Origin of the sequence: Shewanella sp. 8A (assembly GCF_023475945.1) — a bacterium.
In the GTDB taxonomy this organism is placed as follows: Bacteria; Pseudomonadota; Gammaproteobacteria; order Enterobacterales; family Shewanellaceae; genus Shewanella; species Shewanella xiamenensis.
The window spans coordinates 1-14,155 of record NZ_JAMDJP010000027.1; the positions used below are offsets into that span (position 1 = coordinate 1).

13 protein-coding genes are annotated in these 14,155 nt (G+C 46.5%); all 13 read left to right on the forward strand.

All coding sequences use genetic code 11. From position 1 onward, the window contains the following. The first annotated feature begins 369 nt into the window (after positions 1–369). The 13 genes from M0413_RS17425 (at position 370) to fliN (ending at position 14,145) form a co-directional block, all read left to right on the forward strand. Entirely contained in the window at positions 370–1,803 is a 1,434-nt protein-coding gene (locus M0413_RS17425) for a sigma-54 dependent transcriptional regulator (protein WP_249555046.1), read from the forward strand. A 108-nt stretch (positions 1,804–1,911) separates the two neighbouring features. Then, the gene (locus tag M0413_RS17430) at positions 1,912–2,994 is read left to right on the forward strand and encodes a sensor histidine kinase (protein WP_011716413.1); all 1,083 of its coding nucleotides are present in this window, start codon (positions 1,912–1,914) and stop codon (positions 2,992–2,994) included. Continuing rightward, positions 2,987–4,327 carry a sigma-54-dependent transcriptional regulator gene (locus tag M0413_RS17435; protein WP_249555048.1) on the forward strand — a complete coding sequence of 447 codons (1,341 nt, stop codon included), beginning with the start codon at positions 2,987–2,989 and terminating at the stop codon, positions 4,325–4,327. The genes M0413_RS17430 and M0413_RS17435 overlap by 8 nt, the downstream gene beginning before the upstream one ends. Before the next feature lie 175 nt (positions 4,328–4,502). Then, complete coding sequence (gene fliE, locus M0413_RS17440; protein WP_011625692.1) at positions 4,503–4,841, forward strand: flagellar hook-basal body complex protein FliE; 339 nt, start codon at positions 4,503–4,505, stop codon at positions 4,839–4,841. A 44-nt stretch (positions 4,842–4,885) separates the two neighbouring features. Then, positions 4,886–6,571: a flagellar basal-body MS-ring/collar protein FliF gene (fliF, locus tag M0413_RS17445; RefSeq protein WP_249555093.1), complete on the forward strand. Its 1,686-nt coding sequence runs from the start codon at positions 4,886–4,888 to the stop codon at positions 6,569–6,571. After that, positions 6,564–7,610 (forward strand): flagellar motor switch protein FliG, encoded by a 1,047-nt coding sequence (gene fliG / locus M0413_RS17450; protein ID WP_011716417.1) that lies wholly within the window; start codon positions 6,564–6,566, stop codon positions 7,608–7,610. The genes fliF and fliG overlap by 8 nt, the downstream gene beginning before the upstream one ends. Further along, positions 7,597–8,544 carry a flagellar assembly protein FliH gene (gene fliH / locus M0413_RS17455; RefSeq protein ID WP_249555050.1) on the forward strand — a complete coding sequence of 316 codons (948 nt, stop codon included), beginning with the start codon at positions 7,597–7,599 and terminating at the stop codon, positions 8,542–8,544. Before fliG ends, fliH begins: the two co-directional genes overlap by 14 nt. Further along, positions 8,513–9,850 carry a flagellar protein export ATPase FliI gene (gene fliI / locus M0413_RS17460; RefSeq protein ID WP_249555052.1) on the forward strand — a complete coding sequence of 446 codons (1,338 nt, stop codon included), beginning with the start codon at positions 8,513–8,515 and terminating at the stop codon, positions 9,848–9,850. The genes fliH and fliI overlap by 32 nt, the downstream gene beginning before the upstream one ends. Positions 9,851–9,861: 11 nt before the next feature. After that, positions 9,862–10,305 carry a flagellar export protein FliJ gene (fliJ, locus tag M0413_RS17465; RefSeq protein WP_047539527.1) on the forward strand — a complete coding sequence of 148 codons (444 nt, stop codon included), beginning with the start codon at positions 9,862–9,864 and terminating at the stop codon, positions 10,303–10,305. 150 nt (positions 10,306–10,455) lie between these two features. Further along, on the forward strand, positions 10,456–12,081 hold the full coding sequence (locus M0413_RS17470; protein WP_249555054.1) for a flagellar hook-length control protein FliK: 1,626 nt from the start codon (positions 10,456–10,458) through the stop codon (positions 12,079–12,081). Between the two features lie 83 nt (positions 12,082–12,164). Then, positions 12,165–12,686 (forward strand): flagellar basal body-associated protein FliL, encoded by a 522-nt coding sequence (gene fliL / locus M0413_RS17475; protein WP_037420354.1) that lies wholly within the window; start codon positions 12,165–12,167, stop codon positions 12,684–12,686. A gap of 40 nt (positions 12,687–12,726) precedes the next feature. Further along, the gene (gene fliM / locus M0413_RS17480; protein ID WP_037420356.1) at positions 12,727–13,758 is read left to right on the forward strand and encodes a flagellar motor switch protein FliM; all 1,032 of its coding nucleotides are present in this window, start codon (positions 12,727–12,729) and stop codon (positions 13,756–13,758) included. A 12-nt stretch (positions 13,759–13,770) separates the two neighbouring features. Continuing rightward, a complete protein-coding gene (gene fliN / locus M0413_RS17485) occupies positions 13,771–14,145 on the forward strand; it encodes a flagellar motor switch protein FliN (RefSeq protein WP_037420360.1) in 375 nt (124 codons plus the stop codon). Positions 14,146–14,155 lie beyond the last annotated feature (10 nt).

A 14,155-nucleotide genomic window follows, 5' to 3' on the forward strand; every position in this document is an offset into this window, starting at 1 on the left:
ACGGGCGAGTGCTTCTGAGAGTTGCATAAAAAATCCGATGACATGAGGTCATCGGATTTTGATCTTTTCAGCGAGATCGTCAAGCGATCTGTCTTAACTGATCGGCATTACACCTTAAAGTGCGTCTTTTTTGTCTTGTGTCAATTAATTGACCTTTTTAGCTAGAATCATAGCTTAAATGAACTAAAATCAATTCAGTTTGGCAGAATCGGCATTCGAGGCTTGCTTCTCGACTGCTGATAATACAATATTCATCACAGTAGTGATGGTGGCACAGATTGTTACATTGAATTTGTTAAGCTTTTACAGCAACTAATCATAAATAATTAATGCGAATTGATACCTAATTAGCGCTTTACGGCCTACTGAATGATGCAAACAGATCAACGAATTTTACTTGTCGGAACCCCATCAGAGCGCTTAAGTCGCTTGTGTTGCATTTTTGAATTTTTGGGTGAGCAGATTGAAATCGTCGCCATCGAAAAGTTAAGTATTTGTCTGCAAGATACCCGGTTCCGCGCTTTAGTGGTCAGTGCTGATAATATGCCTGCTGATGCACTCAAGTCACTTGCGAGTCAGTACCCATGGCAACCCATTTTGTTATTTGGCAATGTAGATGATCTGCAAGTGTCGAATGTGCTGGGTCAGATTGAAGAGCCACTAAACTACCCACAACTAACTGAACTCCTGCATTTTTGTCAGGTTTATGGGCAAGTCAAACGTCCACAAGTCCCAACCAGTGCAAATCAAACCAAACTGTTTCGTAGCTTAGTGGGTCGTAGTGAAGGCATTGCCAATGTGCGTCACTTGATTAGCCAAGTCGCCACCTCTGATGCCACTGTATTAGTCCTGGGTCAGTCGGGGACGGGTAAGGAAGTGGTTGCTCGGAACATTCATTATTTATCTGAGCGCCGAGATGGTCCTTTTATTCCGGTTAACTGTGGCGCGATTCCGCCTGAGTTATTGGAGAGTGAATTATTTGGCCATGAAAAGGGCTCTTTTACTGGGGCAATTAGTTCTCGTAAGGGCCGTTTCGAACTTGCCGAAGGTGGCACGCTGTTCCTCGATGAAATTGGCGATATGCCTTTGCAAATGCAGGTAAAATTGCTGCGCGTGTTGCAAGAACGTGTCTTTGAGCGTGTTGGGGGAACTAAAACGATTAATGCTGATGTACGTGTCGTAGCGGCAACCCATAGGGATCTTGAAACTATGATCAGCAGCAATGAGTTCCGTGAAGATCTTTATTACCGCCTTAACGTCTTCCCGATCGAAATGCCAGCATTAAGTGAGCGTAAGGATGATGTTCCTTTACTGCTGCAAGAGTTAGTGAGTCGTGTCTATAACGAGGGACGTGGCAAAGTTCGTTTTACTCAGCGTGCTATTGAATCGTTAAAAGAACATGCTTGGTCAGGTAACGTTCGAGAATTATCTAACTTAGTTGAGCGCCTCACAATCTTGTATCCAGGTGGCTTAGTTGATGTTAACGATCTGCCTGTTAAATATCGCCACATTGATGTGCCAGAATACTGTGTTGAAATGAGTGAAGAGCAACAGGAGCGTGATGCGCTCGCTTCGATTTTCACCAGCGAAGAGCCAGTTGAAATTCCTGAAACGCGTTTCCCCAGTGAGTTACCACCTGAAGGCGTTAACCTCAAGGATCTGCTGGCAGAGCTTGAAATCGATATGATTCGCCAGGCGTTAGAGCTGCAGGATAACGTCGTTGCGCGTGCTGCAGAAATGCTCGGTATTCGCCGTACTACCTTGGTTGAGAAAATGCGTAAGTACGGAATGACGAAAGAATAGTCATTTTGATGTTATTTATCTTATTGTTTTATCTATCTAAATTCATTTCTTAATTTGGCATAGAATCTGCAAGCACTCCGTCATAAGCAATTTTTTGACGGAGTGACTATGTCTGCTCATCCACTAGCGCAAATTGAAACATTCAAGCACACTAGCAAACAATGGAACCAACTGCGTGAGGCCGCCAATATGTCCAATCGGATGGAGCATATTTTACAGGCTATGCCCTCTGGCGTGGTGATTTTGAACGGTGATGGTATTGTCACTGATGCAAACCCCGTTGCCGTCGAATTGCTGGAGCAGTCGTTATGCGGCGCCCGCTGGATTGATGTGATCCATACGGCGTTTGCGCCACAGGACGATGATGGCCATGAAGTCTCATTACGCAATGGCCGCCGAGTCAAATTTGCGATTACCCCATTAACGCCGGAACCTGGCCAATTAATTGTGCTGACGGATCTGACCGAAACTCGTCTACTGCAAAAGAATCTTTCCCATCTGCAGCGCCTGTCAGCCCTCGGCAAAATGGTCGCGACGCTGGCGCATCAGGTGCGGACTCCACTGTCGGCTGCACTGCTCTATGCTGCTAATCTGGCCAGTCCCAAATTATCGGAATCTGCTAAGGCAAAATTTCAGCAGAAATTAGTGGATAGACTCAATGAGCTTGAACGCCAAGTGAACGATATGCTGCTGATGGCCAAAGGACGTCAAGATGAGCTGGGCGAACTGATTAATCTTAATGATGTTATCGAGAATGTTGTTGCTAACTGTGAACCAATAGTTGCTAAGCATGGCGCTGAACTGGCGGTAACCAATATTTCTAATAGCTTAATGCTGGCGAATGTGAATGCGCTCAGTTCAGCCGTCAATAACCTCGTGATGAACAGTCTTGAAGCCGGGGCTACGCAGATCCAAATCGTTGCTAGTGATAGCAATGAACAGTTACATCTCAATGTTATCGATAATGGCAAAGGATTGGATGCCAAAATGCAGCAAAAAGTGTTGGAACCTTTCTTTACCACTAAAGCTCAGGGGACTGGTTTAGGCTTAGCCGTTGTACAGTCTGTGGTGCGTAATCATGGCGGCCAACTGCAATTAAGCTGCATGCCCAATAAGGGTTGTACTGTGTCGCTAACCTTCCCGCAGGCGAAATCGGCTGCTGTATTGCCGCTGGAGAAACCCTATGTCTGAAGCCAAATTACTCTTAGTCGAAGACGATGCCTCCCTGCGTGAGGCTTTGCTCGATACCTTAATGTTGGCGCAATACGACTGTATTGATGTGGCATCAGGTGAAGAAGCCATAATCGTACTAAAACAACATCAATTTGATCTTGTGATCAGCGATGTGCAAATGCAGGGGATTGGCGGCTTAGGCTTATTAAATTACTTACAGCAACATCATCCCAAATTGCCCGTGCTGTTAATGACGGCGTACGCCACTATAGGCAGTGCTGTCAGTGCAATTAAATTGGGCGCCGTCGATTATCTGGCAAAACCCTTCGCTCCAGAGGTGTTGCTCAATCAAGTTTCCCGCTATTTACCACTCAAACAAAATAGCGATCAACCTGTGGTTGCCGATGAAAAGAGTCTTGCGCTCTTGTCTCTGGCACAGCGGGTGGCAGCATCCGATGCTTCTGTGATGATCCTTGGGCCAAGCGGCTCGGGTAAAGAAGTGCTAGCCCGTTATATTCATCAACATAGCAGCCGTGCCGACCAAGCATTTGTGGCCATCAACTGTGCGGCCATCCCCGAGAATATGCTCGAGGCGACCCTATTTGGTTATGAAAAGGGCGCCTTTACCGGTGCTTACCAAGCTTGCCCTGGTAAATTTGAACAAGCGCAGGGCGGAACTTTATTACTCGATGAAATTTCAGAGATGGATTTAGGATTACAGGCCAAACTGCTGCGCGTATTGCAAGAGCGTGAAGTAGAGCGGTTAGGCGGCCGTAAAACCATCAAGCTGGATGTGAGAGTGCTTGCCACTTCGAATCGGGATTTAAAGGCCGTGGTTGCCGCAGGGCAATTCCGGGAAGATCTCTATTATCGTATTAACGTGTTTCCACTGACTTGGCCTGCACTGAATCAACGCCCTGCGGATATTTTACCCTTAGCTCGGCATTTACTCACAAAACACGCAAAGGCACTGAGTATCATCGACGTACCCGAATTTGATGAGGCCGCATGCCGCCGTTTACTTAGCCATCGCTGGCCAGGTAATGTGCGAGAGCTCGATAACGTTGTGCAGCGAGCCTTGATTTTGCGATCAGGTACGGTGATTACTGCCAATGACATTATTATTGATGCTCAAGATGTGCCGTTATCGTCCGATGATGCTGAATATTGCAGTGAGCCAGAGGGGTTAGGTGAAGAGTTAAAGGCGCAGGAACATGTGATCATTCTCGAAACCTTAGCGCAATGCCAAGGCAGCCGTAAGTTGGTTGCCGAAAAACTTGGGATCAGCGCGCGCACCTTAAGATACAAGATGGCCAGAATGCGCGATATGGGGATTCAATTGCCTAACTAAGTCGAGTTTTGCAACCTTTCTAGCACCATCGCCACTGGTTATCCTTTGGCGATTTCACACCTATGACCCCTGCAATTCTTTTTAGCTCGGCCAAGTAAAAACTTGGCCGTAGTTTTGCATATCCTCGTTATCTTGAGAGTTTAATCGTCAATAACTCGACGATGGGGAGCACGACATGCAAATTGGCGCGAATTCATTACTGCAAGAAATGCAGTCACTTCAAGGTGAAATCAAACCCTCTTTTGGGATTTCACCTAATAATATTGTGCAGCAAGTGAATAACACCAGCGGTGCTGACTTTGGCCAGCTACTTTCACAAGCCATTGGTAATGTGAGTGGTTTGCAGTCAACCTCATCTAACCTCGCGACTCGCTTAGAAATGGGTGATACCACCGTGAGCTTGTCTGATACTGTTATCGCCCGCGAAAAGGCCAGTGTTGCCTTTGAAGCCACTGTCCAAGTGCGCAATAAGCTCGTTGAAGCTTATAAAGAAATAATGAGCATGCCTGTTTAGGCCTTGAATAACGCAATTAGCAGGTACGAATCGTGAGCACAGAAATGATTGTCGGATCGAATGCCGGCGTAATGGACCAAGGGGTCCAACAGGAAAATAAATCCGGCGTGCTGGGGAGTCTCGGTGGCGTCGATATGATGCGTCAAATCACCATGATTTTAGCCCTCGCCATTTGTTTGGCGTTAGCCGTGTTTGTCATGATCTGGGCACAGGAGCCTGAGTACCGTCCATTGGGTAAAATGGAAACTCAGGAAATGGTGCAAGTACTCGATGTACTTGATAAAAACAAGATCAAATATCAGATCGAAGTTGATGTTGTTAAAGTGCCAGAAGATAAATACCAAGAAGTCAAAATGATGCTTAGCCGTGCAGGGGTTAATAGTCCTGCTGCATCGACCCAAGACTTTCTTACCCAAGACAGTGGTTTTGGCGTAAGCCAAAGAATGGAACAGGCTCGCCTCAAGCATAGCCAAGAAGAAAACCTTGCCCGCGCGATTGAACAGTTACAAAGCGTAAGCCGCGCTAAAGTGATTTTGGCACTCCCCAAAGAAAACGTATTTGCCCGTAATACTTCTCAGCCAAGTGCAACAGTTGTAATTAACACTCGCCGTGGTGGCTTAGGCCAAGGTGAAGTTGATGCCATCGTTGATATCGTCGCTTCTGCGGTTCAGGGATTAGAGCCTTCTCGCGTCACGGTAACCGATTCTAATGGTCGCTTACTAAACTCCGGTAGCCAAGATGGTGTTTCTGCTAGAGCTCGTCGTGAGCTTGAGTTGGTACAGCAAAAAGAAACCGAATACCGCACCAAGATTGACTCGATTTTATCGCCTATTCTCGGGCCTGATAATTTTACCTCCCAAGTGGATGTGAGTATGGATTTCACCGCTGTTGAACAAACGGCCAAACGGTTTAATCCAGATTTACCGTCACTACGCAGTGAAATGACGGTTGAAAATAACTCTACTGGTGGCTCGAGTGGGGGGGTCCCTGGCGCATTATCGAACCAACCTCCGATGGAATCTAATATTCCTCAGGAGGCTGATAAAGCTACCGAAAGTGTTACGGCAGGTAACTCGCACCGCGAAGCCACTCGTAATTTTGAATTAGACACCACCATCAGCCATACCCGTCAGCAAATTGGCGTAGTGCGCCGCGTGAGTGTGTCAGTTGCGGTGGACTTTAAACCGGGCGCTGCGGGTGAAAATGGGCAAGTGGCACGCGTTGCTCGTACCGAGCAAGAATTAACCAATATCCGCCGTTTACTGGAAGGCGCGGTAGGCTTTAGCGCGCAGCGGGGTGATGTTTTAGAGGTAGTCACTGTTCCCTTTATGGATCAATTGGTTGAAGATGTGCCTGCCCCTGAACTTTGGGAACAGCCTTGGTTCTGGCGTGCAGTAAAGTTAGGTATCGGTGCCTTAGTTATCTTAGTGCTGATCCTTGCTGTGGTGCGCCCAATGCTCAAACGCTTAATCTATCCTGATAGCGTTAACATGCCAGACGATGCAAGATTGGGTAATGAGCTCGCCGAGATCGAAGATCAATATGCTGCTGACACCTTAGGGATGCTCAATACCAAAGAAGCAGAGTATAGTTATGCCGACGATGGCTCAATTCTTATCCCTAATCTGCATAAAGATGATGATATGATTAAAGCTATCCGTGCGCTTGTGGCCAATGAGCCCGAGCTTTCAACCCAAGTCGTGAAAAACTGGTTACAAGACAATGGCTGAGAATAAATCAAAAGACGCCGCTGAAACCTCAAGTTTCAATATTAAGGATCTCAGTGGCATCGAAAAAACGGCGATTTTACTGTTAAGTTTGAGTGAAGCCGATGCCGCCTCTATTTTAAAGCACTTAGAACCTAAACAAGTGCAAAAGGTCGGTATGGCGATGGCGGCCATGGAAGACTTTGGGCAGGAAAAAGTCATCGGGGTACATAAGCTGTTTCTCGATGATATTCAAAAGTATTCTTCCATTGGCTTTAACAGCGAAGAGTTCGTTCGTAAGGCGTTAACGGCGGCTCTAGGTGAAGACAAAGCCGGTAATTTGATTGAACAAATTATCATGGGCAGCGGCGCCAAAGGTTTGGATTCCCTCAAATGGATGGATGCGCGCCAAGTCGCGACTATCATCCAAAACGAACATCCACAGATCCAAACCATTGTTTTATCGTATTTAGAGCCAGATCAAGCCGCAGAAATTTTCGGCCAGTTCCCTGAGAATACCCGCTTAGACTTAATGATGCGTATCGCCAATCTTGAAGAAGTGCAACCTGCAGCATTGCAAGAATTAAACGACATCATGGAGAAACAATTCGCCGGCCAAGGTGGTGCGCAAGCGGCGAAAATGGGCGGCCTAAAAGCGGCAGCCAACATTATGAACTACCTCGATACGGGTGTTGAAAGTCAGTTGATGGAAACCATGCGCGAAACCGACGAGGAAATGGCGCAGCAAATCCAAGACTTAATGTTTGTATTTGAAAACCTTATCGATGTGGACGATCGTGGTATTCAAACCTTGCTGCGTGAAGTGCAGCAGGATGTATTGATGAAGGCGCTGAAGGGCGCAGACGATCAGCTCAAAGATAAGATTTTAGGCAATATGTCTAAACGGGCCGCCGAATTGCTGCGTGACGATTTAGAAGCCATGGGCCCAATTCGGATCAGCGAAGTGGAAATCGCCCAAAAAGAAATTCTGTCAATTGCACGTCGGTTAAGTGACAGTGGTGAAATCATGTTAGGCGGCGGTGGTGGCGATGAGTTCCTCTAATCGGAGCGACAATAGCGACAATAAATTGTCCCACAGGGTGGTCAGCGACGCTGAGCTTGAGTTTAGCCATTGGCAATTGCCCGATGTGACCCAAACCGAAGAGGTGAGTATTTCAAACCTCTTTGGTTATTCGCCGCAGCAAGCGCCGAAGGCGGTGGCCGCCGAAACTATTGCGCCACCCACCATGGCGGAAATTGAAGATATTCGCGCTCAAGCCGAAGAAGAAGGCTTTAACGAAGGTAAGACACAAGGTTATGCCGAAGGACTGGAGCAGGGCAGACTTGAAGGTTTAGAGCAAGGCCATACCGAGGGCCTAGCCCAAGGTCATGAGCAAGGGCTTGAGGCTGGGCTTGCTGAAGCCAAGGCATTAGTCAGCCGCTTCGAAGGGCTGTTAAGCCAATTTGAAAAACCACTGCAATTACTCGATGGCGACATTGAGCATTCTTTAATGACGCTCACTATGGCACTGGCGAAATCTGTGATTGGTCATGAACTCAAAACTCATCCCGAGCAAATCCTGTCCGCATTGCGTTTAGGGGTCGAATCTCTCCCTATTAAGGAACAAAGCGTCAACCTTCGTATGCATCCTGATGATGTTGCCTTGGTTGAAACCTTATATTCTAGTACCCAATTGAACCGTAATCAGTGGCAATTAGAGGCCGATCCTAGCTTAACCGTGGGGGATTGTATTATCAGTAGCCAACGCTCGTTGGTGGATTTAACCCTTTCCTCGCGGATTGATGCCGTGTTTGAATCGCTGCGTAATCAGCAATCTCACTTAGCGTTACAGCAACAACAGCGGCAAGCTGCACTTGATGACGAAAATGCCGCTAAAATCGCCCCTAAATCAACACTGGACGATAATGAACTGTTAGCACAACCGCAAGCTGATGGAGAGCAAGATGCACAATCGCCGCCATCAACTGCTGAGTAAACTGAATCATTGCATCAATAAAGTGCCCCCATTTCGCGCCGTTGCCTGTGGGCAATTGGTGCGCGTGGTCGGATTAACCTTAGAAGCGAGCGGCTGTCGAGCACCCGTCGGTAGTTTGTGTTCTATTGAGACCATGGCTGGAGAGTTAATTGCCGAAGTCGTTGGTTTTGATGATGAATTATTATATCTCATGCCAATTGAAGAGCTGCGTGGCGTGTTACCCGGTGCGCGGGTTGTTCCCCTTGGAGAGCAGGCGGGTCTGAATGTGGGCTTATCCCTGTTAGGGCGCGTGCTCGACGGTAATGGTGTGCCGTTAGACGGTCTCGGCGCGTTATCTACCGAACAGCAGGCGCCAAGACACAGTAACGCCATCAACCCACTTTCTCGCCGTGCGATCACCGAACCTCTCGATGTGGGCGTTCGCGCCATCAATGCCATGCTAACTGTTGGCAAGGGACAACGTATGGGCTTGTTTGCGGGCTCAGGTGTGGGTAAGAGTGTGTTGTTAGGTATGATGACCCGAGGTACCACGGCCGACATTATTGTGGTGGGGTTAGTAGGGGAGCGTGGCCGCGAAGTTAAAGAATTTATTGAAGAAATCCTAGGTGAAAAGGGTAGAGCGCGTTCTGTCGTGGTGGCGGCACCCGCCGATACTTCACCGCTGATGCGCCTTCGCGCCTGTGAAACCTCGACTCGTATCGCCGAGTATTTTCGAGATTTAGGTTATAACGTGTTGTTATTAATGGATAGTCTGACTCGTTACGCCCAAGCGCAGCGTGAGATTGCCTTGGCTGTCGGTGAACCTCCAGCCACTAAAGGCTATCCACCGTCGGTATTTGCTAAATTGCCGCGTCTGGTTGAACGGGCGGGTAATGGCGGGCCAGGACAAGGTTCTATCACCGCATTTTATACTGTGCTGACCGAGGGTGATGATCAACAGGACCCAATTGCTGATGCTTCTCGGGCTATCCTCGATGGTCATATTGTGCTGTCACGATCGCTTGCTGATTCTGGGCACTATCCTGCCATTGATATTGAGGCTTCTATTAGCCGTGTGGCACCAATGGTGATTTCCAATGAACATCTTGAGGCCATGCGCCGCGTCAAGCAAACCTATTCCCTTTATCAGCAGAATAAGGATCTGATTTCGATTGGCGCTTATGCACAAGGAAGCGATCCTCGTATTGATAATGCGATACGTCTACAACCTGCAATGAACGCTTTTCTGCGGCAAACCATGCGTGATGCCTTTAGTTTTGCTGATAGTCAAATGATGCTCGGGCAACTCGCTGCGCAATGTAAATAATTGAGGCCGTTATGGCGAATGCCGATCCCCTATTACTCGTATTAAAGTTAGCCCTCGATGCTGAGGAACAAGCTGCGCTGCTGCTCAAGTCGGCACAACTTGAGTGCCAAAAGCGCCAAAATCAGCTCGATGCACTCAACAATTATCGCTTGGATTATATGAAGCAGATGCAGTCGCAGCAGGGGCAGGCCATTAGTGCGAGTCATTACCACCAATTCCATCGTTTTATTCGGCAAATCGATGAGGCTATTGCTCAGCAAAATCGTGTTGTAGCCGATGGTGAGAAGCAGAAACACTATCGTCAGCAGCACTGGCTAGAAAAACAAAAAAAGCGTAAGGCTGTGGAACTACTGTTAGAAAATAAAGAGAAAAAGCGCCAAGTCATTGAGCTCAAAAAAGAGCAAAAAATGACGGATGAATTTGCTTCGCAGCAATTTTTCCGTCGTAAGAAGTAATTAACCAATCCGACAGTCAATAATACTCGAATTTTTAATATCCATTTGTTGGCATTTTATTTGCTTGATTTATGCCAGATATAGCCAAAGCCGTATAAATTGACGTTTGCCCACGCTCTTTTTCCTCTGGGCAGATGTTTAGGAGCTTTTATGCAACAAATGAACAATATCCTATTAGTATCTAGTGCGAAAAATGGTACTGGCTCAAGTAAAATATTGGAGCAAGATGCTAATAGTGAAGACTTTTCTGCCGCTTTGGCTTCAGTGACATCCATTAGCTCATCCTCGACTAACACCAATGTTTCTCTAGATGTTTCTGCCAAATCGACAAAACAGAAAACAGATATTGATGATACTAGTGCAGATGATGAAGCTGATATTAGCTTGATTTTTGCTCAAATAGGCATGGCAAACGAGATGAAAAAAGCGGCCGCTCCGAGCGACTCTTTGCCGCTTGAAGCTCAATTAACGACAGAAGATGCCGCTAGTATCTTAGCGCCTGCAACAGAGGATGGCGCTTTACCAACGGAAGAGACTATCAAGCCAACTTTTTTAGATGAGCTAGCGAAATTTGCACAGTCAAATGAAGTTACCTTAACGAATGATACATTAGATGCACAAGTTTTAGAGCAAACGGGTACATTTGTTTTTCAACAAGAACGAGCATCTGCACTTCCAGAAGATATTATAAATAAACAAAATCAGTCAATTAATACAGTAGGTTTGATTGCAACGGCGAATACTGAAACTGTGGATAAGACTGGCGCTTCGACCGATGATACGCTTATAGATGATGCATCAATGCTTGCAGAGATGCGAACTGAAAAATGGGTTAAACCGCCAGAAACCCCCATTTTACCGATTGAAGGGGAATCTATCTCTGAAGCTAACAAGTTAGAGGCGAAAGAGGCTGAACTAAGCAATAAGTCGAGCAATCTGTGGCTCCTATCAACTGATAAAACGACTGCGCCAACGGTTGGACAGTCACCGTCAGTCAATACAGCTAATGTGTCAGTTACCGATGCTGATGCCGTGATATTAAACTCTACGACTAAAGAGCTTAATGCCTTAGGTGCGGTTTCGGTTGAGCCTAATGCTATTGACGACAATCCTTCACGCGCCGAAATTTCGGCAGGATTATTGTTAAAAGATGCCAAGTTAGCCGTCACACTGGATTCGCGGCAAGAAAACGCCTTATCTTCGCTCGATACTGGCCATGAAGAATCTGTTACAGAATTTAAGCCTGCTGATTTTAAAGCGGTATCGATACAACACTCTTTAGCTAACCAGCAAATTCAACGCCAAGAGATACCACAGGTTCATCTTTCCTTACGTCAAGGCGTTGAAAACCAAAATCAGATGCAGGAAATGATCCAGCGCTTTTCTCCTGTGATGAAACAGCAGCTTGTTACTATGGTTAGCCAAGGTATTCAACAGGCGGAAATTCGCCTAGATCCACCCGAACTTGGACACATGATAGTGAAAATACAAGTTCATGGTGAGCAGACGCAAGTGCAATTCCATGTTGCTCAGGCACAGACCCGCGATGTGGTTGAGCAAGCGATTCCTCGTTTACGTGAATTATTACAAGAACAAGGCATGCAGCTCGCTGACAGTCATGTCTCTCAAGGTGACCAAGGACAACGCCGTGAGGGAGGATTTGCAGACAGTGGCGGTGCAAGTGGTGGAAATGTGGATGATTTCTCGGCAGAAGAACTCGATTTAGGTTTAAATCAAGCAACTAGTTTAAATTCGGGTATAGATTATTACGCTTAAGCAGGTAACCTATAGTAACAAAGTGGATTATAAACTGAGCCTTAATCCCATTCCCAAATTTAGCCTATTAAAGAGAACAGAAAATGGCCAAGGAAGAATCACTAGAACTTGAAAGTACTGAAGCACCAAAAAGTAAAAAGAAGCTATTTATTTTTATCGGTGTGGGTGTCTTTGTTGCGCTATTAATTGGTGGCGCGCTTTGGTTTTTCCTTGGAAGTAGTGAAGAGGCTCCTGTCGAGGCCGAAGGTGCTAAAACCGAAACGGCTGCGCCGGCAGCTGAGCCAGCATTAGCAGCTTATGTGCCGATGCCTCGCCCATTTTTATTTAACCTTCCAGGACCGGATCGCGCTCGGCTTGTCGAAATCAAAGTGCAACTTATGGTCAGAGGTCAAGATGATGATGTGTTGACCCAAAAGCACATTCCATTGATTGAAGATGCGCTGCTAACCACTTTTAGTGGTGCCGATGTGCAAAAGCTAAGTACACAGGCGGGTAAAGATGAATTACGACAATTAGCCCTGTTGAGCGTACAAAACACGTTGCAATCTGTAACGGGACGTAAAGTGGTTGAAAAAGTGCTCTTTACTGGTTTTGTCATGCAATAATCTTTCATCTTCAGCACCTTAAAGAGGCGAAGACAATACTGTGAGTGATTTATTAAGCCAAGACGAAATTGATGCGCTCTTACACGGGGTCGATGATGTCGAAGAGGATGATGAGCTTGATGCCGCTGGGCAGGAGGCTCGTTCCTACGATTTTTCTTCCCAAGATAGGATTGTGCGTGGTCGTATGCCCACGCTCGAAATTGTTAATGAGCGTTTTGCCCGTCACCTGCGGATCAGCATGTTTAACATGATGCGTCGCGCGGCCGAAGTGTCGATCAACGGCGTGCAAATGCTCAAGTTTGGTGAGTACGTACATACCCTATTCGTCCCAACCAGTCTGAACATGGTACGTTTCCACCCCCTAAAAGGTACTGCGCTGATTACCATGGAAGCGCGACTGGTATTTATTTTGGTGGATAACTTTTTTGGTGGTGATGGCCGTTTCCATGCCAAGATTGAAGGGCGGGAATTTACCCCCACTGAACGGCGTATTGTGCAGTTATTACTTAAAATTATCTTTGAAGATTATAAAGATGCTTGGGCACCCGTGATGGATGTGGAGTTTGATTATTTAGACTCCGAAGTTAACCCTGCGATGGCTAACATTGTCAGTCCAACTGAAGTCGTTGTCATTAACTCCTTCCATATCGAAGTGGATGGTGGTGGCGGTGATTTCCACATCACGATGCCATATTCGATGATTGAGCCAATCCGCGAATTACTCGATGCGGGCGTACAGAGTGATAAACAAGATACCGATATGCGTTGGTCGCAGGCGCTGCATGACGAGATTATGGACGTTAAAGTAGGCTTTGATGCCACAGTGGTTGAGCACGAACTCACACTCAAAGATGTAATGAACTTTAAGGCTGGGGATATTATCCCTATTGAATTACCAGAGTACATTATGATGAGAATTGAGGACTTACCGACTTACCGCTGTAAAATGGGACGTTCACGAGATAATCTAGCACTTAAAATTTACGAAAAAATCCCTCGTCCTGAGACGGTCAAATCCGAATTACAATTAGTGACGCGTAAAGGCAAAGCTAGAGACATATCAGAATTATAAAGGTGGAGTGAGATGAGTACAGATGATGATTGGGCAGCAGCGATGGCCGAACAAGCTCTGGAAGAGGCTAATGCCGTTGATCTTGATGAGCTAGTGGATGACTCACAGCCGATTAGCAAGGCAGAAGCGGCTAAGTTAGATACCATTTTAGATATACCTGTGACGATTTCGATGGAAGTTGGTCGCAGCTTCATCAGTATCCGTAATCTGTTACAGCTGAACCAAGGTTCAGTGGTTGAGCTCGATAGAGTTGCAGGTGAACCGTTGGATGTGATGGTTAATGGCACGCTTATCGCCCATGGTGAAGTGGTGGTGGTAAACGATAAATTTGGTATTCGCTTAACAGATGTAATTAGTCAGACTGAGCGAATTAAAAAGCTTAAGTAATATCACTCAT